Source organism: Nocardia sp. NPDC020380, assembly GCF_044386975.1.
Taxonomy (GTDB): Bacteria; Actinomycetota; Actinomycetes; order Mycobacteriales; family Mycobacteriaceae; genus Nocardia.
Window position 1 is genome coordinate 24,945 of record NZ_JBIRVQ010000025.1, and the last position, 20,260, is coordinate 45,204.

Sequence of the window (20,260 nt, forward strand, 5' to 3'; positions counted from 1 at the left end):
CCGGTGACCATTACCCGGGGAGTAATGGCCCCGCGGCCGGTTTTGCGGCACAGTCGATCTCATGACCGACACCGATATCGCCCCGGATCCGCTGGGCACGCAGATCTTCAGCACCATGCCGTTCAGCGAGCGGCTGGGCGTGGAGGTCCTCGAATGCGGCCCGGAACTGGTGCGCAGCCGCCTGGCCTGGGATGAATCCCTGTGCACGCTGGGCACTGCCATGCACGGTGGCGCGCTGATGTCGCTGGCCGATGCGACGGCGGCGGTGTGCGCGTTCCTGAACCTGCCGGAGGGCAAGCAGGGCACCACGACGGTGGAGTCCAAGACCAATTTCCTGCGCGCCCTGCGGTCGGGTCATGCGACGGCGACGGCCAAGCCCTTGCACGCCGGACGCTCCTTCATCGTGGTGGAGACCGAAATCCGTGATGACGCAGGCAAACTCGTGGCCAAGGTGACGCAGACGCAAGCCGTGCTCTGAGCCACGCACGCGGCACGCTCTTTTCGTGCGCGTGGAACCAAGATTGCAAATTGATAGCAATGGGACATTTCCGTCGGCCGGCATAGTTAGGCTCGACCCATGCCTCGCGTTCCAGCCGGAAATCGTGCGCTGACCTGGTTTCTGTACCGCTACCAGGGCATTCGCCCGCCGCGTCGGAGCTCCGCCGAGCGGTTGCGGGATCTCGCCGTGCGCCCACTGCTGTACGCGCGGGTAGCGCAGCTGTCACTGCGCTATCTGCTGCACAACCGGGCCCGCCTGTCCGAGGGCGGCAATCACTGGACGGCGCGCAATTGACGTCCGCCCGGCCCCTGCGCAAACACTCGAACAAATGTTCTACTCGAGGTATCGTTCCGGGACATGCCGGAACTCTCTCGCCGCGACTGGGCCACCATGAACCTCGATCAGGCCCGCAGCCAACTTCTCAATGCGGCCACCTTCGGGAAGACGCTCACCCCTGAGCAGTTGGAGATCGCCGCCGGGAAGATCAGTGAGGGCCTACGGATCTTCCGCGAGGAGACCGAACATCTCGCCTAGTTCACAGCTGGCTGCCAGAGATCGCCGCAACCTGAAAAACCGCTCTTACAGAGCTGATTTCCTATAGACGCAAATGCATGGCAAGCGCATCATGGTCTTACGTCCGAAGCCGTTCGTCGGGGGAACGCCAAGGAAAACCCGAACGGATGGAAAGAGATCATGTTTACCAGGAAGTTGGTGGCGACAGCGGTATTCGCCATCGCGGCCACGGGAGTCACCATGGCCACGGCCAACGGCGAGGCGACGCTGGCCGATATCAATATCGGAGGGATGGCCGGCCCGGTCGGCTACACCACCACGCTGGCGGCCGACCACTCGCACGCCGATGTCAGCTTGAACAATGGCACGTTCGCCCTCACCCCCGGCGGCGTGCAGGTGCTGTCCACGGACGGCGCGGTCGTCGGCACGATACCCACGACCCTGGTCGCGGATACCGGCCAAACCTTCGCCGTCACACCGGCACTCGTCGATCCCGCGGATCTGACCCTCACCCCGGTGGGCGGTCCGACGCCCGCGGCGGCCAGTGTGCAGAATCTGCCGTTCCTGCATCAGGCGGACGGCAACGGCGGCGCGATCCTGGCGGGCGCGGTGGTCGGCTGCCTCGTCGGCGTCGTGATCGGGATCTGGTTCTTCCTGGTCGGCGCGATCGTCGGCTGCGCGATCGGTGCGGCGATCGGAGGATTCATCGGCGCGGTGTCATAGCAGGGCTCCGGGTGTCACGGCCCGGTACCGAATCCGGTCGCCAGCCTCCTGGCGGCCGGATTCGCCCTGTGCGAGAGGCCGACCGGCCAGCGCCGACTCACGTTCCAGGGCCGCGTAGGCGCGGATCGTTTCGGCCATGCGGTATCGGGTGCCGTCGAACTCGACCAGGGACTTGGTGACCAGGGACATCAGGGTGTCGACAATGCCGGCGGCGGTGACGGCCCGCATCGGATCCGAGGCGTCGGCGGCGTGGTCGGCGCAGGTCGCGAGCACCATGTCGAGGGTGGCGCCGGTGCCGAAAACCGATATGCGGCGGGCCAGTTCGGCCTCGCGCTCGGTGAGCAGCGCCCAGCTCCAGGCCACGGCGGCGTGCAGGCTGCGGTGCCGTGCGGCGATGCGGCGGGAGTTGCTGGTCAGCAGGGCGAATCGATCGTCGAGTCGGTCGATCACCGCCCGCAGCGACAGCACCTGCAGGCGGGCGGCGGCCAACTCGATCGCCAGCGGCATGCCGTCCAGGCCGCGCACGAGGGTGGCGACGTCCGCGCAGTTGTCCTGGGTCAGGCCGAAATCCGGTCTTACGGTGGTCGCGCGGTCGACGAACAGCCGTACGGCGGAGCAGTTGCCGGCCGCCTCTATCGTGTCGCCGGATCCGGGCAGGTCCAGCGTGCGCAACGGGTACCTGCGCTCCCCCTCGATTCCGAGCGATTCCCGGCTGGTCGCGAGGATCGTCAAGGCCGGAAGTCGTTGCAGCAGTTGATCGGCCAGCTCCGCGACGGCCACCACCACATGCTCGCAATTGTCCAGGATGAGCAGCATCCGCCGTCCCCGCAGCGCATGCACCAGCACTTCGATCCAGTCCCCGCCACCGGCATCCACCCGTTCCACTCGTCCGAGCGCCGACAGCACGGCAGCGCCTACCGCCGCCCGCGCGGACATCCCGGCCTGTTCCGGACCGACCCCCGCCAGCTCGACGAACACATGACCGTCCGGCCAATCCGGGCCGCGAGCATGCACGAGTTCCGTTGCCAGCCGCGTCTTCCCGACCCCCGCGAGCCCGACCAGAGTCACCATCGGGCTCTCCGCGAGCAGCCGGGCCACCTCCGCGAGATCCTGTTCCCGCCCCACGAAGCTGGTGAACCGTCGCGGCAGCCGCGCCCGGTCCGCCGCCGCCGGGGCAGGACGCAGGGGCGTGACCGGGTCGGGGCGCACCGGAGCGGGGCGGCGGGATGTGGCTGGCTCGAGGTGCGCCGGAGCAGGGCGGCGGGATGTGACCGGCTCGGAGCGCGCCGGAGCGAAGCGGCGGGACGTGACCGCCTCTGGGCGCGCCACTTCGATCGTCGGCGCCACGAGGTCCTTTACCGCGCTGCGCAATTCAGCGGAGGGGCCGACGCCGAGTTCGGCGGCGAGGGTCGCCTCGGTGCGGCGATACACCTGCAGCGCTTCGGCTTTGCGGCCCACGGTGGCGAGGACGGTGATCAGGCGGGCGGCGAGGGATTCGCGGAACGGATTGGCCGCGGTCTCCACGGTGAGTTCGCGGACGATCTCGGCGGCGCGGCCTTCAGTGAGGTAGGCGTCAGCGCGTAGTTCGATCGCGTCCAGGCGTTGCTCGGCGACAGTGTCGGCAATGACACGGAGGTGGGCGATATCGCCGATGTCGGCGAAAGCCGGTCCACGCCAGAGGTGCAGCGCCTCGTCGAGGGCGGTGGCCGCGGCATCGGGGCGGCCGGCGGTCAGAGCGCGGCGGCCGGTTTCGAGGGCGTGCCCGAAGCGGTGGATGTCGACATCCTCCGGCTCGATGGTGAGCAGGTATCCGCGCTGCACGTATTTGACGGTGTCCGCGGGCATGATCGCCCGCAGCCGCCGGACCAGGGTCTGCAATGCGTTCTCCGCGGCGGCGGGTGGTTCCTCGTCCCAGATGCGGTCGATCAACCGTGCCACCGGTACGGCTCGCCCGGCGTCGAGCGCGAGCAGGGCCAGCAGCGCGCGGACCCGAGGTCCGCCCACCTGGGCGGTGTTTTCCGCCACTGCCAGTGTCGTCGGCCCCAACAGTCCTACCCGCATGAACTACTCACCTGGCCATCGGTCCTGTGCATTCTTCAGAACACAACCGTGCCGGGGTGCGGGCTTCAAGGGTTGCGCAACGTTGCATATCGATGTGCGCCCGCCGCAACCCCGAAATATGCTGATCGGTACGGTTTTGTGGCTACAGGATGGATACCGTGGGTGATTTCAGCGCAATCCGGCCCGGCACGGATCTTCCGCGGTACGCCCGGGACCTGATCCGCATGCACGACGCCGTCCTCGGCGGCAGCAAGTCCCCGCTCCGCCCGCGCCCGCTCATCGCCCGCTCCTGGTCCCGCGTGCAGGAGGCCGGCCTCACCGCCGACCGGTTCAACAATCGAACCCTGTTGCCCGCGGACGAGATCGAACGCCGCCGCCAGTCACCGCTGGCCGAGGTACTCGACGAGATCGTGCAGGTACTGCACGCCGTCGCCGACGATTCACAGCTCATCGTCGTCATCACCGATATCGACGGGGTGGTGCTGTGGCGGGCCGGGTCGGCCCGCATCCGCTGCCAGGCCGACAGTGTCGGCTTCCGGGAGGGCGCGATCTGGACCGAGTCCACCGTGGGCACCAATGGCATCGGCACGGCACTCGCCGAAGCCGCGCCGGTGCAATTGTTCTCGGGCGAGCATTACGAGCAGTCACAGCACGGCTGGTATTGCACCGCCGCCCCGATCCACGATCCGCGCACCGGCGACCTGCTCGGCGTCGTCGACCTCAGCGGACCGGCGCTGACCCTGCATCCGGCGATCACCGCACTCGTGTCCACGGTGGCGCGGCTGGCGGAGGTGAAACTGCAGAGCCTGCACCAGAATTCGCTGGAACGACTGCGCACCAGCGCCGGACCGACCCTCGCCTCGTTGTCCGGGCCCGCACTGCTGGTGGACCGGCACGGCTGGGTCGCGCACGCCGCGGGCCTGGCGCCGGCTCGCCGCATCGCGGCCCCGCGCGGTGAGCGCGCGTTGCACGTCCCCGGTCTCGGCCTGTGCGTACCCGAACGACTCGGCGCGGGCTGGCTGCTGCGGCCGCGACCCGAAACCGCCCCCATCCGGCTGGAACTCGACCTGACCGGGCCGCCGACGGCCATTGTCACCGGACCCGAATCGAGCTGGCGCAGTGCGCTTTCGGCCCGGCACGCGGAGATCCTGCTGCTCTTGCATCTGAAGGGCCGGACCGGCATGTCGGTCGCGGAACTCGGGGTCGCGCTGTACGGCGATTCCGAGCATGCGGTCACGGTGCGGGCGGAAGTGTCGCGGCTGCGGCGGGTGCTGGGCTCGATCATCGAGAGCCGGCCGTATCGCGTCAACGACACCGTGGAACTCAGCGTCGATCTCGGTGACGGCGGCTACGGCGACTGCGAATTCGTCCGGAATGCCGCGAGTCCCGCGGTCCGCGCATTGATCCACGACAATCCCTGAGCGGCATACCGGCTGCGCCATGCGGGACCTTTCCTCGAGGGTCGGCGTGCTCTCCGACAGGTTCGCGGGCCGCGCTGGCACGGCGCTGTCAGCCGCTGCCAGTCGGCGGCGGGACCGGGGCGCCGGCCGCCAGCAGGCGTTGCGCCAGTGCGCGGGAACGCTTCCCGAGCTCCGGCGGGTCGAGCACCTCGAACTCGTGACCCAGCAGCAGGATGTGCAGGAGTACGCCGTCGAGGTTGCGGGCGCCGCTGAGCACCTCGCAGGCCTCGGCCCCGCATTCCCGGACGGCGGCCGCGGACGGTGAAAGTTGTTCGCGCACAATATCCGCCGGTGCGTGAACCAGAAACCGGGCTTGATGCGGGTAGACCCGGCTCGCCACGCCCTCCTGGACATACCGTGCCGCATCGGGTGCAACCCGAGGCTGAAATCGCCAGGTGCGCGCGGAAACCTCGCTCATCCGGTCGACGCGGAAGCTGCGCCAGTCATCGCGATCGAGGTCGTAGGCGAGCAGGTACCAGCGGCGATCGGAGGCGACGAGGCGGTAGGGCTCGACGCGGCGGCGGCGCAGTTCACCGTTGGACGGGTAGTCGAACCCGGCCTCCACCTCGTCGCGGCAGGCCCTGGCCAGTGCCATCAGCAGCTCCGGATCGACCGGGATGCGGGCGCCGGCGAAGGACTCCACCGAACCGGCGAGCGCGCGCACCTCGTGCCGTAGCCGGGTGGGCAGTACCCGGTCGAGTTTGGCCAGCGCGCGCAGTGCGGCATCACCGGCGCCGGCCGCACCGGCGAGCAGCGAGACCGCGGTGGCAATGGCCTCTTCGTCGTCGAGCAGCAGCGGCGGCAGTTCCTGTCCCGCGCCCAATTGGTAGCCGCCGCCGACACCCTGGCAGGCGCGGACCGGATAGCCGAGCGCGCGCAGCCGTTCGATATCGCGCCGCACCGTGCGCGGGGTGACGCCGAGTCGTTCGGCCAGTTCGGGTCCGGTCCAGACCTGGCGTTGCTGCAGCAGTCCGAGCAGGGTGAGCACCCGCTCGGTCGTCCCCCGGTCCGCGCCGTCCGCCATTTCGCCACCCTGCCACAGATAGCGGACCGATCCTGTCCGCTAGGGGTGCCAGGGTAGCGGCATGGATGCAGACGACTTCGACTGGAACCGGACACTGCGCGAGCAATGGGAGTTCCATTGGGACCATCAGATCCGGGCCCGGCTGCAGGGCCTCACCGACGACGAATACCTCTGGTCACCCGCGCCGGACCCCTGGAATGTCCGGCCGCGAGACGCCTCGGCGATGCCGCCGCAGCCGGGCGCCGGACCCTTCACCATCGATTACGCCTATCCCACACCGGTTCCCGCACCCTTCACCACCATTGCCTGGCGGCTCGCGCACGTCATCGTGGGAGTGCTGGCCATGCGCAACGCCACCCACTTCGGCGCACCCGCCGCCTCCTACGAGACCTGGGAGTACGCGGGCGACGCGGCCACCGCCCTCGCACAACTCGACACCCAGGTCGGCACCTGGATAACCGGGGTACGCAGCCTCACCGAAACCGAACTCCGCACCCCGGTCGGCCCCAAGGAGCCCTACCCGGACGCGCCGATGGCCACGCTCGTCCTGCACATCCACCGCGAGCTGATCCACCATCTGTCCGAGGTCTCGCTGCTGCGCGACCTCTACGTACACACCCGCCAGGGAGCCACCGTATGACCACGAAGACGACCCACGTCGACCCCGAAGGGCTCTTCTACAACCCCGCCTTCACGCAGGGCGTCATCGCGCCCGCGGGGCCGACGTTGTACGTCGGCGGCCAACTCGGTACCGACAGCACCGGAACCATGCTGGACGGCATCGAAGCCCAAACCGCCCAGGCCATGCGCAATGTGCTCACCGTGCTGGCGGCGGCGGGCACCGGGCCCGAGCACGTGGTCAAACTCAATATCTATATCGTCAGCGGGGTCGACGCGCAGGTGGGATACGCGGCGTCCCGGGCGGTTTGGGGTGATCACCGCACCGCGATCACCGTGGTTTCGACCGCGGGGCACGCGCGTCCGGGCGCGCTGGTGGAGATCGACGCGGTGGCGATCATTCCCGAATGACCGGCGCGCCCGGTGGATTCGCATTGCCGTGGCTAGTCGATCCACAAGCGGGTGTCGTGGCTTTCGACCAGTGCGCGAATACTCGCCAGCGCGCTTCCGGTCGAAAGTGAAGGCAGGCGGCGGCCGTCCCTGAGCCGGACGGCCACCTCGCCGTTCGCGATCTCGGCGGGGCCGAGGATGAACTGGTACGGCGCGAGCCGGGTATCCCGCACTCGCGCACCCAGACTCCCGGATTCGGCGTCCATCACCTCGGCGCGCAGGCCCGCGTCCAGGCAACGATCACGCAGTTCCGCCGCCGCGGACTCCTCCGCGCTGGAGATCGGCAGGATCGCCACTTGCAGGGGCGCGAGCCAGGCCGGGAAGGCGCCGCCGTGTAGTTCGATCAGGTGGGCGACCGCGCGTTCGACACTGCCGATGATGCTGCGGTGCACCATGACCGGGCGATGTTTACCGCCGTCCGCGCCGGTGTAGTGCAGGTCGAATTGTTCGGGTTGGTAGAAGTCGACCTGCACGGTGGACAGGGTGAACTCGCGGCCCGCGTGATCGGCGAGTTGGACGTCGATCTTGGGCCCGTAGAAGGCTGCCTCCCCTTCGACGGCCTCGTATGCGACTCCGGATCGATCGAGGACTTCACTCAGAATCTTGCTCGCCTGCTGCCACATCTCCGGTGCCGCAACATATTTCCCGCCCGGTCCGGGCAGTGACAGGCGATAGCGCGCATTGTCGATACCCATGGCCTGGTAAGCCGCACCGATCAAGGCCAGCGCGTCGGCGGCCTCGTCCGCGACCTGTTCGAGGGTGCAGAAGATGTGGGCATCATTGAGCTGAATGCAGCGCACGCGGGTCAAACCACCGAGCACTCCGGACAATTCGGAGCGATACATCGCCCCGAGTTCGGCCATGCGCAGCGGGAGTTCGCGATAGCTGTGTGATCGTGCGCGATACATGACCGCGTGGTGCGGGCACAGACTCGGCCGCAGGACGACCTGTTCACCGCCGATATCCATGGGCGGGTACATGTCGTCGCTGTAATGGGCCCAGTGCCCGGAGATTTCGTACAGTTCGCGTTTGGCGAGTACGGGCGAGTAGACATGCCGGTAGCCCGCCCGCCGTTCCACCTCGCGAACGTATTCCTCGAGGCTGTGCCGCACGATCGCCCCGTCGGGCAGCCAGTACGGCAGGCCGGCTCCGATCAGCGGGTCGGTGTCGAACAGGCCGAGCTCGCGGCCCAGCTTGCGATGGTCGTACATGGTGGGACTCCTCCCGATACAGGGCGGATGACCACGCGAAAAAGCCCCGGGCATCCGCCCGGGGCTTCGATCAGAACAAGGTTCAGCGCGCCGGGACGTGTTCCGGCGTCGTCGTGGACTGCATGCGCTGCATGGGCGGAACGCTACCCCGGCGCAGCCCCTCGGACCAAGGACTTTTCGCGGCGGGACCGCTCAGGGCTGGAGCACGATCCGGCCGGGGAGGCCACCGGCCGCCTTGGCGCTGAAGCCCTTGATCGCGTCGGCGAGCGGGTACACCTCGCTGACCGGCGGGCGCAATGTGCCCTCGTCGATGAGGCGGGCTAGCTCGGCGAGCTGATTGCGATCGGAGACCTGGACGAAGACGACCTTCTCGACATCGTCCCGGCCGGGCGGGAAATCGAAGGCCGCCTTGATGGTGACCAGCCGGCCGCCCTCGCGGAGCAGCGGGGCGGAGGCCGCGAGCACCTCACCGCCGATGGTGTCCACCACCAGATCCGCTTGCCCGGCAATATCTTCCAGTCGATCGGTATCCAGTGCGACGTACCGGTCCACGCCCATCTCGGTGGCCAGCGCGCGGGAATGACCGCGCCCGGTGCCGATCACCTCGGCCCCGGCCCAGTGCGCGAGCTGCACGGCCACCGATCCCACCGCGCCACCCGCGCCGTGAATGACCACGGTCTGGCCCGCGGCCAGTTTGCCGTGGTCGAACAGCGCCTGCCAAGCCGTCAGCCCGGCCCGCGGCACGGCGGCGGCCTGCACGTGATCCAGGGTGCGGGGCTTCAATGCGAGGTTCCGCTGCTCGACGGCCACGAGCTCGGCGGCCGCCCCGTCGCGCAGCTGGTCGGTCAGGCCGAAAACCTCGTCGCCCACGGCGAATCCGGCGGCCCCGAAGCCCAGTCCGACGACCACGCCCGACACCTCGTTACCGGGGATGATCGAGGTCCGCTGGTGGCCGGCCCGGCAGGTCCAGACCGGCCAATCCAGCTCGTTGTGCGTGATCCCGCAGCCGGCCACCCGGATCAGGACCTCGCTCAACCCAGGCTTGGCATCGGGGACGTCCTCGTATACGAGCCCGTCGATGCCTGTCGGTTCGTGGAGACGAACAGCCTTCATCCCCCACTCCTTCCGCGCGTGAAACTCTACCCTTGGCATTATGCTCGGATAACCTTCGAGCGCTTGGTATTTCGCCTGGGAACCTTCAGGCTGCGCACGCCGCGACATCGAGTGTGTGAAGCCCCGCGCGGAAATGTTCTCCATCGACGAGGTCCTGGTTGAAGGCGATGGTCACCGCGCGCCCGGTCTCCGGCACCACACCGTCGAAGGTCAGGAATCCGGAGACGCCGCCGGTATGCCCCCACAGCTGACGCCCGCAGGACAACGATATCCGCGCCAGGCCCAGACCGTATGCCATCGTGCCCTGCTCGTCGGCGGATCTGACATTCTTCATTTCCGCCAATTGCGCGGGCGGCAGCAGTTTTCCGTCCAGCAGACCGGCGAAGAAACGGTCGAGGTCGGCGCCGGTCGCGACCATCGCGCCCGCGGCGCCCGCCCAGGACACGTTCTGGCTGGTGTAGTCGATCCGATTGCCGCCGACCTGGCTGTAGCCGATGGGATGCGGGCCGCGGATGCCGGTTTCGCCGGGCTCCGGATAGTAGGTGTCCCGCAAAGCGAGTCGCTCGATAATGCGGCTGGTGATCTCGGCGCCGACGGAATGGCCGGTGACCTTCTCGATCACCATTCCGGCGACGATGTAATTGGTGTTGGAATACCGCCATTGCGCGCCGGGCTCGAAATCGGCCGGTGCGGTCAAGGCATTACGGATCACCGCAGCCATATCCGCCGTCGTCCACCGGGCCTGCTCGGTCACGATCTCGACCTGACCGGGTTTGGGAGTCTCCCCGAATTCCGCCGCGAATTCCGGTAGTCCACTGGTGTGCTGCAACAGATTTCGGATGGTGATCCGATTACCGTCGATGCCGGGGCCGTGCACCACCCCCGGCAGGTAACGCTCCACCGGGGCATCCAAGTCGACCTTGCCCTCGCCCACCAGCTGCAGCATGACGGTGGCCACGAAAGGCTTGGTATTGCTGCCTATCCGAAGCCGGGAGTCGTCGGCGAACGGCTTCCCGGTGGCCAGGTCACCGGCGCCCGCGGTGACGGTCCAGACATGGCCCTTGTCGCTGACCACCGCCTGCCCTCCCGGAAATCCCAGGTGCACAGCATCATTCAGAGCGGTCTGGATCTCACCCCGCCCGATCTCCTCGGTATCGCCCGAACCGTCCACTCCGCAGGCCGTTACCGCCGCCATGGCCACACCCAGCACCGCAAGTCTCATCCGCACGGCCCCAAGTTATGGAAAACGGCCCACGCGAAACAGCCTGCTACCGCCCTGGCAATGGTGGGGCTGACCTCACCGGGCCGATCAGTGTCCGGTGCCCAGCATCTTCCGGTAGTACACGACGCGTTCGCGCTCTTCGAAGCCCAAGGCGGCGTGCATCGCCTGGCCAGTGGGGTTTTCGAGCAGGGCGTCCGAGCCGAGTTCGGTGCAGCCGAGGGCGCGGCCCCAGGCTTCGATTGCGTCGCACAGCATTCGGGCGATGCCCGCACGGCGGTGTGCGGGATCGACGTACATGCCCTCCAGGAACGCGACCGGCGACGTGTCGCAGCCGTTCACGTAGTCGGTGCGCAGGGTCGCCTCCGCGAAACCGATGGGGGTGTCGCGGACGTCACGAGCTATGAAGGCCACCGCCGTGCGGGAGCCGTCGTACGCGCCAGCGATATCGGCGCGATGCTCCTCGATCGGAAGGTCGGGCCACAATCGGGTACGAAGAGTGGCCAGCTCGTCCAGGTGTTCCGGGCCGCACTGGTGGATTCTCATGCGGTCAGCGTATTCGGGCGCCCGTGTTCAGCCGACGACATCTCCCGGGAAGGTGGGTATCGGATATTCGGCTCCTTTGCCGAACAGGTGGGTGAGCAGAGCGCGCACCGGTTGCAGCGGGCGCGAGGTGACCACCGTGACGAGGCCGTGCATGAAGGCGATCCCGCGGCGGGTCACCGGATGACGCAGCCGCACCTGGGCTTCGGTGCCCTTCTGCACGGCGGTCACCAGCGGACGGAGCAGTTCTTCATAGCGTGTCAGGGCGCGCTCGAAATCATCTGGTGTGGTGGCGATTTCCCCGGCGAGGAGATACGCGCCGATGAGGGCGAGCGCGGTACCCATGCCCGTCATCGGCGATCCGCAGTAGGCGGCGTCGCCCAGCAGCACCACGCGGCCCTGCGACCACTTGGGCATCCGGATTCGGGCCACCTCGTCGAAGTAGAAGTCCGGGGAGTCGGCCATGGTGTCCAGGATTTCCGGGACCACCCAGCCGTGCCCGGACAGTCGATCGCGGATCAACTGCTGCTGCGCCGCGACATTCCCGCGCAGCCGGTCATCTACGGGGACGCGGGTGGAGATGATGGCCATGGAGGTCGCCGGTTCCGGGTCCGGGCGCACCGCGAGAACGCTGCCGGGCATGGGATACACACCGACCCAACCGGTTTCGAGCATCATCGCGGCCGGCGTGGGGATGGTGAAGAAACCGATGTAGGCGCCGAGGTATTCGGCGTATTGTGCGCGCGGCCCGAATACCTGCTCCCGCATGGCCGAATTCAGGCCGTCGGCGCCGATGACGAGATCGAAGTCGGCCACCGCGCCCGAGGCGAAACGCACCTTCACGACTTCCGAATCCTGCTCCAGTTCGGCGACCGATTCACCGTAGCGATAGTCGAGTGCACCGGATTCCGCTGGGAGAGCGGCAATTTCGTCGAGCAACACCTGATCGAGGTCCACGAATCGATCGAGACATGGTGGACCTCCCCGTACGACGCCATGGACTCGATTCAGCCTTCCCGCGGAATCAGCGCGTGACAACCGATTTACCGGTGCTGGGGAGCAGCACTCGGCAGGAGTTGTGGCGACGATCACTTTTTCGGCTTCCGCCCTGTTCGCGGGGGACAAATCGGGCCGCTTCCCCGATGCCTGTTGTTTGCCCATGCGGCGCGTGGGTACCGGTCTGTTTCGTGCGACAAGAGACGGAAACGAAGACATCCGGCTTCCCGCTACGGCGATCGGTAGCCGCCAGCGCGCTGGGCAATGCCACCGAGTGGTACGACTACGGCGTCTACGCGGCGACGGCCACCTACCTCACCGATGCCTTCTTCCCGGGCTCGCTCGGCACCCTCGGCACCATGCTCGGCTTCGCCGTCTCCTTCCTGCTGCGGCCGCTCGGCGGCATGGTGTGGGGTCCGCTGGGCGATCGCATCGGCCGGAAAGCGGTGCTCGCCACCACGATTCTGCTCATGGCCCTCTCCACCGGCCTGATCGGCATCCTCCCGACCCACGCCGGCGCCGGCGTGCTGGCGCCGATCCTGCTGATCACGCTCCGTGTCGTGCAAGGCTTCTCGACCGGCGGCGAATACGGCGGCGCCGCAACCTATCTGGCCGAATGCGCCACCGACCGCAAACGCGGCTTCCTCGGCAGCTTCCTCGAATTCGGCACCCTGGCCGGTTTCGTCGGCGGCTCGACCGTGGTCCTGGCCTGCCAGCTGATCCTGGGCTCGACGGGTATGCACGACGGCGGCTGGCGCATCCCCTTCCTGCTCGCCGTCCCGCTGGGCCTGATCGGCTGGTACCTGCGCGCTCACCTCGACGAATCCCCCGTCTTCAACGAACTCGCCGAACAACCCGACCGCGACCAGCCCCCCACCGGCCTGCGCGAGGTCCTCACCACCTACCGCCGCGAGGTCCTCACCCTCATCGGCCTGGTAGTGGCCCTGAACGTCGTCAACTACACCCTCCTCACCTACCAGCCGACCTACCTGCAACGCACCCTCGGCCTCGGCGAATCCACCACCACCGCAATGATGCTCATCGGCCAGCTCGTCATGATGATCTCCCTCCCCTTCTTCGGCCGCCTCTCCGACCGCGTAGGCCGCCGCCCCCTCTGGCTGGTCTCCCTGGTAGGACTGGCAGTTCTCGCCATCCCGATGTACTGGCTGATGGGCAAGGGAACAGCTTGGGCCATAACAGGATTCGTAATCCTGGGCCTCCTCTACGTCCCCCAACTCTCCACCATCAGCTCAACCTTCCCAGCGATCTTCCCCACCCACGTCCGCTACGCCGGCTTCGCCCTCGGCTACAACATCTCCACCGCGATATTCGGCGGCACCGCCCCCTTGGTCAACGAGGCCGTAATCGAGAAAACCGGCTGGTCCCTCTTCCCCGCCGGCTACATGGTCGCCGCCTCCCTGATCGGCCTCATAGCCTGGACCTTCCTCCGCGAAACCGCCGGAACCTCCTTGCACGGCACCGAAATCCCCGACGCCGACACTCCCACCCCAAACCACCCACCAGTCGCCGTCAGCAGGTAAGACTCCAAGGCGTGGATATCGAGCAGCCCCAAACACACAACTGGCACATCGAGTCCCGCGAGTACGCCCGCCAGGAATCCCACCGCGGCCGCCGCTTCGCGTACCCCACCCTCGATCCCGAGCGCACCGCCCTGATCGTGATCGACATGGTGCCGTTTCATGTCGCCGACAACCCCTACTGCCGCGCAATCGTCCCCAACATCAACCGAACAGCGGAAGCCCTGCGCCGAGCCGGCGGAACAATCGCCTGGGCCCTCCCCGGCACAGCCGAACCGAGCCCAGCCGCCATCGAGTTCTTCGGCCCCCGAACCGCCGAAACCTACAGCACCTCAGGCGGTTCCGGCCCCCTCCCCACCCGCCTGTGGCCGGCCTTGTCCACCCACGAAGACGACCTCTTCATGGAGAAGTCCGCGTTCAGCGCTTTCTTCCCCGGCCGCTCCACCCTCCCGGACCAACTCGACCAGCGAAACATCAACACGGTCCTCATCACAGGCACCGTCACCAACGTCTGCTGCGAATCCTCGGCCCGAGACGCCGCCACCCGCGGCTACCGCGTAATCATGATCGCCGACGCCAACGCCGCCCGCCGCGACCAAGACCACAATGCCACCCTCCACACCATCTACAGATCCTTCGGCGACGTCCGCCCAACCTCGGATCTGCTGGCAATGATCGCCGCAGCAAAATGACCCGATTCCTTCTGCGGCAAGGCATTTGTGGGGCGGGCGGGGCTCGAACCCGCGACCAATGGATTATGAGTCCACGGCTCTAACCGACTGAGCTACCGCCCCTGACCGCGGCTCGTGCGCGGGCGTCGCGATGTTACCTCGTGGGGGTACCTGTTGCCTACTTGGGCACCGGAAACTGTGGGTGGCCCCGGCCTGCCGGGGCGGAGTTCGGCTGTTTTCATTGCGTCGATCCTCTTGGTGTAGTGCGAAATTCGGGGGTGGCGGCGGGGTCTGTGCGGGAACGGTGTCCGCGAGGTCGTGATCGCCTGGTGAAGCGTTAATGTAGGCAGTGACCACGAGAGCAGGAGGAATGATGGCGAATCTGTTCGGGAACGTGTTGAAGGCGCATCAGTGGCTGTATGAGAACAGCAATGGGGTGGTCGGGCATAAGTTGTTGTTCGGGAATCCGACGCTGTTGTTGCGGACGGTTGGGCGGAAGAGTGGGGAGGCGCGGACGTCGGCGCTGACCTATGCGAAGGATGGCGGCGATTATCTGGTGACGGCTTCCAATGGCGGGGCGAAGAAGCCGCCGGGGTGGCTGGCCAATGTGAAGGCCGATCCGAAGGTCGAGATCCAGGTCGGGACGAAGCGGATTCCGGTCACGGCCCGCGCCACCTACCCGGACGATCCGGATTACGCACGCCGCTGGGATCTGGTCGACAAGGTGAATCAGGGCAGGTACACGGAATATCAGAAGAAGACCGATCGTCCGATTTCGGTGGTGGTGCTCAGCCCCCGCTGACCGCGACACGGGCACATCGAGTGGACACGCGAGGTAAGGGTCGACTATCCTCACCGCCGTAGAGGGGAGTACTTCCCAATAATCACTCCGGTCAGTACGGGCCGCGCCGTCGCGTCCCCCGGATGATTGCCCGCGAGCAGGATCTACGTGGGTGAAGGAGACCTCGGCTGGTTTCCCATGCCCGAGGAGGTCCCATGAGCCTTACTGTTTTCGCGAGTGCACCCGTCATCCACACCATCGGCACACCGTGGTTGTGGGGCGGCACCATCATCGCCGTGCTCGCCCTGCTGGTCCTCGATTTCAGCCTGACCCGGCGCCCGCACGAAGTATCCATGCGCGAAGCCATCGGCTGGACCGTCTTCTACATCGCCCTGCCCGTGCTGTTCGGGCTGTTCCTGTGGGGCAACAACGGCGGTAAACCCGCCATGGAATTCTTCACCGGCTATCTGCTGGAGAAATCGCTGTCGGTGGACAATCTGTTCATCTTCATGCTGCTGCTGTCCGCGTTCGCGGTGCCGGCGGCGCTGGCGCAGCGGGTGCTGCTGTACGGCATCGCGGGTGCACTCGTCCTGCGCGGCATCTTCATTGCGCTCGGCGCGGCCGCGCTCGCGACCCTGGATTGGGCGTTCCTGCTGTTCGGCGTGATCCTGCTGATCACCGCGGTGAAACTGCTGGCCGACGCGGCGGGCGGGCACGAACAGGACGTCGACATCTCGTCCATGCGCTCGGTACGACTGCTGCGCCGCATCTGGCCCGTCACCGACGACTACCGCGGCACCAAAATGATTGTCCGGGAAGCCGATCCGAAGCAGCCGTCCAAGCTGCGCCGCGCCCTGACCCCGCTGGCCCTGGTGGTCACCGCGGTGATGGCGACCGACCTGGTCTTCGCGGTCGACTCGGTACCAGCCGTGTACGGCGTCACCGGCGACCCGTTCCTGGTGTTCGCCACCAACGCCTTCGCGCTACTCGGCTTGCGCGCACTGTATTTCGTCCTGCACGCCGCCCTGTCCCGCCTCGTGCACCTGGCCTACGGCCTGGCCGCCATCCTCGCCTTCATCGGCGTGAAGCTGGTAATGCACTGGGCGCACGGCGTCTGGAGCGGCGTCCCGACCATCCCCACCGCCACCTCGCTGGTGGTGATCGTGGTGGCGCTGGCGACGGTGACCTTCACCAGCCTGCGCGCGACCCGCGGTCAGCAGCAGCCGGACGCCGAGATCAGCACGCCCAGCGCCTGAGCGCCGCCCCGGAAATCGGCGCCGTGCGCAGGCTCCGGCCCGCGACGTACCGTGAACCCATGCTGCAACGCCGCTCCCGTCCACGGCTCGATCAGGTGAATCGAGCCGTGGACGCGCTGGAACTGCCCGACGCGGTATTCAAGACCAGCCCGTGGCAACCCCGCGACCTGGTGGAAACCGGTCTGCGGCAATGGCTGCGCTGTTGCGGGGCCGCCATGCGCGACGATCAGGTGATCGGCATGCCCTCGCACGCGGTCGACGAGGCCTGGCACGGGCTGATCCTCTGCACTATCCGTTACGCCCGCTTCTGCGAGGCCGCGTACGGCCGCTTCCTGCATCACTTCCCGGACGGCGAGGGCACCGGATCCGGCGACCCCATGGCCGATCAGCTGGGCCGCACCGTGGTCGCCTGGTCCATGGTGGCGCGGCCGGACGAACAGTGCGTGCTCTGGAACCTGGATTCCGCTGTAGGCGTGGACAATCCGTGGGGCATCCCGCTGGAGCGAGTTGAAACCATAGAGACGGCACTGCGGTCCGGCGACTGAACCACCGGATCTCCTGAGCCCCAAAGCCTCAGCTATGCAATTGTTTCCGTAAAGGTGGTCGCATACCGCCGAAAACTGGCCGGATTGTCAAGTGCAGTCCGATCATCGGTCGATTATCGGAAATATGTTGTGTTACAGCACAGTTGAGCATCCCCGACCCTCGGCGCGCCTGGACGCGAGCATGAGTTGACGTTGAACGGTATGAGCCGTACGGTTCGTCCATTCTTGTCAACTGATTTGTTTCGGGTGATCGGGGAAAGTAGTGGCGGTACTGCTCACGGATCAAAATGCCCCGGATGTCGCACCGACCACCGAGGAGAAGCGACTGCGCGGGCGCTCGCCCGGACAGCTCGCCTGGCGGCGGTTCAGACGGGACAAGACCGGCCTCGTATCCGGTGTCGTGGTGCTGTTCTTCTTCGTCGTCGGCCTCGGCGCACCGCTGATCTCGCTGCTCTACGGCAAAGATCCCTACACCCCGTACGCGACGCCGGAGAACGGGTTGCTCACCAATACCGGCTTCCCGGTCAAGCCGAACGGCGGTGTCTCGGGCCAGTTCTGGTTCGGCATCGAACCGCACACCGGCCGCGACGTGTTCATGGTGCTGATCTACGGGATCCGGACCTCGCTGCTGATCTCGCTGGCCGTGGTGCTGGCGACCACGATCATCGGCACGGTGCTCGGCATTACGGCCGGCTACCTGGGCGGCAGGTCCGACTACCTCATCAGCCGGATCACCGACACCTTGTTGTCGGTGCCGTCGACGCTGTTCATCCTCGCGTTCATGCCGGTGGCCTGGGCCGGCTATATGGCGGCCGGAGAGGAGGTTCCGGTGTGGGTGCGGGCGGGGAGCATCGTCGGATTGCTGACCCTGTTCGGGTGGACCCGCAATGCCCGCCTGCTGCGCGGGCAGACGTTCTCGCTGCGGGAGCGCGAGTTCATCGAGGCGGCCAAGGTGACCGGCGCCGGTACGCGTCGAATCATCTTCCGCGAGCTGCTGCCGAATCTGTGGACGCCCGTGCTCGTGCTGGTGACGCTGGACCTGCCCTCCTATGTCACCGCGGAGGCGGCCTTGTCCTTCCTCGGCGTCGGGATCACCGCGCCGACGCCCGACTGGGGTGTGATGGTCCAGAACGGGGCGGGCCTGATCTCCTCCGATATCACCTATCTGGCCTTCCCCGGTTTCGCGATGATCATTTTCGTGCTCGCGTTCAATCTGCTCGGCGACTCGGTGCGCGATGCCCTGGACCCGAAGGGGAACCGTTGAACAGAAGAGATTTCGCGCGCACCGCGGTGCTGGCGGTGACCGCGGTGCTGGCCGCGGACGCCTGCTCGCCGGGCCACAGCAATGTCGGGCCCGGCGACCTGCCCGGCGCCCCGCCGAACAAACTCACCCTGGACCCGGAGGGCCTCCAATCGACCGGCCCGGCCGCGCCGCTGCCCGGCGCACAGACGGGCGGCACGCTGAACGTGACGTGGCGCAACGACTTTCCGCACTACGACCCGGTCAAGGTCTACACCTCGCCGGACGACGCGGTGTTCCGGCTCATCAACCGGCGTCTCACGGTGCTGAAGCAGAACGACGACGGTTCGATGGTGCTGGTCGGCGACCTGGCCACCGATACCGGTACGGCCTCCGACGGCGGCAGCACCTGGAAGTACACGCTCAAGGATGGCGTGACATACGCCGATGGCACGCCGATCGTCTCGCGGGACATCAAATATGCCGTCGAACGCAGCTTCGACTCGCGATTCGCCATGGGCCCCAAGTGGGTGCAGCAGTGGCTGATCGGCAATGACGACTACAACTCGGTCTATCAGGGTCCGTACAAGGGTCAGGAACTCGGCCCCGACAAGATCGAGACACCGGACGACAAGACCATCATCTTCCACCTCGCCGCGCCGCAGTCGGACTTCCCGTTCGCGGTCTCGATGACCCAGACCGTTCCGGTGCGCAAGGCCCTGGACACCGATCAGAACGCCTTGGACGCCAACGGATTGGGTGACATGATCACCGGACCGTACAAGATCGACTCCCACGCGGTCGACCGGACGCTGGTGCTGGTGCGGAACCCGCACTGGGATCCGAAGACCGACCCGGTGCGCCACCAATACGTCGACAAGATGCACTTCCAGTTCGGCGTACAGCCCAAACAGGAGACCGACCAGCTCCGGGCGAACATGGACCCGCACAGCGCCGCGCTCTACAACCAGATCGACGTCGATCAGGTTCAGGACATCCTCGCGGATTCAGAGCTGAAGCAGCGCACGATAGACGCCGAGCTGAACTTCGTGATGAGTTTCCAGATCAACAACGCCCGGGTCACCGATCCGAATGTCCGCAAGGCCATCGCGACCGCGTTCCCGAAGCAGGATGTCATCAACACGCAGGGCGGACCCTACTACGGCGCCATCGCCACCACATTCAGTCCGCGTGCCGCGGTGGGCTATTCGCCGCAGCCCAATCCGTACGGTGTCGGCGACAATGGTGATCCACAGCTGGCCAAGCAGATCCTCACCGCCGCAGGCAAACTCGGTTACGTCGTCAATGTGTGCTGGGATTCCACGCCGGCGGCCGACCGGATGGGCGCCCCGATCAAGCGGGCGCTGGAAGCCGCCGGATTCAAGGTGAATCTCGATCCGGTGGCGGACAAAGGTTATTACGACGCCATCGAGCATCTGCAGAATCCGTACGACCTCATCTGGTATCAATGGGCGCCGGACTGGCCGACCAACCGAACCGTCTACAGCGCCTTGTTTTCCAGCGGTCAGGTCATGGAGGGCGGCAGCGCGGTGGCCCAGGTCAAGTCACAGCAGGTCGACGACAGCATCAACCGCGTCCAGGCGATCCAGGACATCGAGGCGCAAGGCGCTCAGTACATGCCGCTGGACCAGAAGATCCAAAAGGATTACGGGGCAGCGATTCCGGTGGCCTACGTCCGTAAACAGATGATGTTCGGTTCGAAGGTCCGCGGCGTGCGCGTCGATGTGATCAGCACCAGCATCGACCTGTCCCATATCTATCTCGAGAGGTAGCGCGGA

Annotated in this window: 21 protein-coding genes and 1 tRNA gene; 14 read left to right on the top strand and 8 right to left on the bottom strand. The window is 66.8% G+C overall.

Annotation, left to right across the window (positions count from 1 at the left end; translation table 11 throughout):
* Positions 1–61 precede the first annotated feature (61 nt).
* The 4 genes from ACH438_RS43080 to ACH438_RS43095 all read left to right on the top strand — a co-directional run bounded on the left by ACH438_RS43080 (position 62) and on the right by ACH438_RS43095 (position 1,735).
* Positions 62–478 (top strand): PaaI family thioesterase, encoded by a 417-nt coding sequence (locus ACH438_RS43080; protein WP_397016480.1) that lies wholly within the window; start codon positions 62–64, stop codon positions 476–478.
* Positions 479–577: 99 nt separating this feature from the next.
* Positions 578–793, top strand: a complete 216-nt coding sequence (locus tag ACH438_RS43085) for a hypothetical protein (protein ID WP_397016482.1) — start codon at positions 578–580, stop codon at positions 791–793.
* Positions 794–856: 63 nt separating this feature from the next.
* On the top strand, positions 857–1,033 hold the full coding sequence (locus ACH438_RS43090) for a DUF6374 family protein (RefSeq protein WP_397016484.1): 177 nt from the start codon (positions 857–859) through the stop codon (positions 1,031–1,033).
* 159 nt (positions 1,034–1,192) lie between these two features.
* On the top strand, positions 1,193–1,735 hold the full coding sequence (locus ACH438_RS43095; protein ID WP_397016486.1) for a hypothetical protein: 543 nt from the start codon (positions 1,193–1,195) through the stop codon (positions 1,733–1,735).
* On the opposite strand, the gene ACH438_RS43100 is transcribed toward ACH438_RS43095, so the two are convergent.
* On the bottom strand, positions 1,730–3,796 hold the full coding sequence (locus tag ACH438_RS43100) for an AfsR/SARP family transcriptional regulator (RefSeq protein ID WP_397016488.1): 2,067 nt from the start codon (positions 3,794–3,796) through the stop codon (positions 1,730–1,732). The genes ACH438_RS43095 and ACH438_RS43100 overlap by 6 nt on opposite strands.
* Positions 3,797–3,954: 158 nt before the next feature.
* On the opposite strand from ACH438_RS43100, the gene ACH438_RS43105 reads away from it, so the two are divergent.
* Positions 3,955–5,217, top strand: a complete 1,263-nt coding sequence (locus tag ACH438_RS43105; protein ID WP_397016490.1) for a GAF domain-containing protein — start codon at positions 3,955–3,957, stop codon at positions 5,215–5,217.
* A gap of 88 nt (positions 5,218–5,305) precedes the next feature.
* Here the strand turns inward: ACH438_RS43105 and ACH438_RS43110 are convergent, their stop codons facing one another.
* Positions 5,306–6,280, bottom strand: a complete 975-nt coding sequence (locus tag ACH438_RS43110; protein ID WP_397016492.1) for a helix-turn-helix transcriptional regulator — start codon at positions 6,278–6,280, stop codon at positions 5,306–5,308.
* Between the two features lie 61 nt (positions 6,281–6,341).
* Here ACH438_RS43110 and ACH438_RS43115 point away from each other — a divergent pair, with 61 nt between their 5' ends.
* Both ACH438_RS43115 and ACH438_RS43120 read left to right on the top strand, forming a co-directional pair.
* Positions 6,342–6,920 carry a DinB family protein gene (locus ACH438_RS43115; RefSeq protein ID WP_397016494.1) on the top strand — a complete coding sequence of 193 codons (579 nt, stop codon included), beginning with the start codon at positions 6,342–6,344 and terminating at the stop codon, positions 6,918–6,920.
* Positions 6,917–7,309 (top strand): RidA family protein, encoded by a 393-nt coding sequence (locus ACH438_RS43120; RefSeq protein WP_397016496.1) that lies wholly within the window; start codon positions 6,917–6,919, stop codon positions 7,307–7,309. The genes ACH438_RS43115 and ACH438_RS43120 overlap by 4 nt, the downstream gene beginning before the upstream one ends.
* 32 nt (positions 7,310–7,341) lie before the next feature.
* Here ACH438_RS43120 and thrS read toward each other — a convergent pair whose 3' ends face one another.
* The 5 genes from thrS to ACH438_RS43145 all read right to left on the bottom strand — a co-directional run bounded on the left by thrS (position 7,342) and on the right by ACH438_RS43145 (position 12,391).
* Positions 7,342–8,559: a threonine--tRNA ligase gene (thrS, locus tag ACH438_RS43125; protein ID WP_397016498.1), complete on the bottom strand. Its 1,218-nt coding sequence runs from the start codon at positions 8,557–8,559 to the stop codon at positions 7,342–7,344.
* 192 nt (positions 8,560–8,751) lie between these two features.
* Entirely contained in the window at positions 8,752–9,672 is a 921-nt protein-coding gene (locus tag ACH438_RS43130) for an NADP-dependent oxidoreductase (RefSeq protein WP_397016500.1), read from the bottom strand.
* A gap of 85 nt (positions 9,673–9,757) precedes the next feature.
* Complete coding sequence (locus ACH438_RS43135; protein ID WP_397016621.1) at positions 9,758–10,894, bottom strand: serine hydrolase domain-containing protein; 1,137 nt, start codon at positions 10,892–10,894, stop codon at positions 9,758–9,760.
* 87 nt (positions 10,895–10,981) lie between these two features.
* A complete protein-coding gene (gene aac(6'), locus ACH438_RS43140; RefSeq protein ID WP_397016502.1) occupies positions 10,982–11,437 on the bottom strand; it encodes an aminoglycoside 6'-N-acetyltransferase in 456 nt (151 codons plus the stop codon).
* Between the two features lie 27 nt (positions 11,438–11,464).
* Positions 11,465–12,391, bottom strand: coding sequence for an FAD-dependent monooxygenase (locus ACH438_RS43145; protein WP_397016504.1), 927 nt, complete (start codon positions 12,389–12,391; stop codon positions 11,465–11,467).
* 230 nt (positions 12,392–12,621) lie between these two features.
* On the opposite strand from ACH438_RS43145, the gene ACH438_RS43150 reads away from it, so the two are divergent.
* Together ACH438_RS43150 and ACH438_RS43155 are read left to right on the top strand one after the other, a co-directional pair.
* Complete coding sequence (locus ACH438_RS43150; protein WP_397016506.1) at positions 12,622–13,971, top strand: MFS transporter; 1,350 nt, start codon at positions 12,622–12,624, stop codon at positions 13,969–13,971.
* 11 nt (positions 13,972–13,982) lie between these two features.
* On the top strand, positions 13,983–14,660 hold the full coding sequence (locus ACH438_RS43155) for an isochorismatase family protein (RefSeq protein ID WP_397016508.1): 678 nt from the start codon (positions 13,983–13,985) through the stop codon (positions 14,658–14,660).
* Between the two features lie 28 nt (positions 14,661–14,688).
* Here the strand turns inward: ACH438_RS43155 and ACH438_RS43160 are convergent.
* Positions 14,689–14,762 (bottom strand) — tRNA-Ile (locus tag ACH438_RS43160).
* Between the two features lie 250 nt (positions 14,763–15,012).
* Between ACH438_RS43160 and ACH438_RS43165 the strand changes: the two genes are divergently transcribed.
* From ACH438_RS43165 to ACH438_RS43185, 5 genes are all read left to right on the top strand, one after another.
* Complete coding sequence (locus tag ACH438_RS43165; RefSeq protein ID WP_397016510.1) at positions 15,013–15,441, top strand: nitroreductase family deazaflavin-dependent oxidoreductase; 429 nt, start codon at positions 15,013–15,015, stop codon at positions 15,439–15,441.
* A 194-nt stretch (positions 15,442–15,635) separates the two neighbouring features.
* Positions 15,636–16,676, top strand: coding sequence for a TerC/Alx family metal homeostasis membrane protein (locus ACH438_RS43170; protein ID WP_397016512.1), 1,041 nt, complete (start codon positions 15,636–15,638; stop codon positions 16,674–16,676).
* 59 nt (positions 16,677–16,735) lie between these two features.
* Positions 16,736–17,221 (top strand): hypothetical protein, encoded by a 486-nt coding sequence (locus ACH438_RS43175; protein WP_397016514.1) that lies wholly within the window; start codon positions 16,736–16,738, stop codon positions 17,219–17,221.
* 262 nt (positions 17,222–17,483) lie between these two features.
* On the top strand, positions 17,484–18,485 hold the full coding sequence (locus ACH438_RS43180) for an ABC transporter permease (RefSeq protein ID WP_397016516.1): 1,002 nt from the start codon (positions 17,484–17,486) through the stop codon (positions 18,483–18,485).
* Positions 18,482–20,254 carry an ABC transporter substrate-binding protein gene (locus tag ACH438_RS43185; protein ID WP_397016518.1) on the top strand — a complete coding sequence of 591 codons (1,773 nt, stop codon included), beginning with the start codon at positions 18,482–18,484 and terminating at the stop codon, positions 20,252–20,254. The genes ACH438_RS43180 and ACH438_RS43185 overlap by 4 nt, the downstream gene beginning before the upstream one ends.
* The last annotated feature ends 6 nt before the right edge of the window (positions 20,255–20,260 follow it).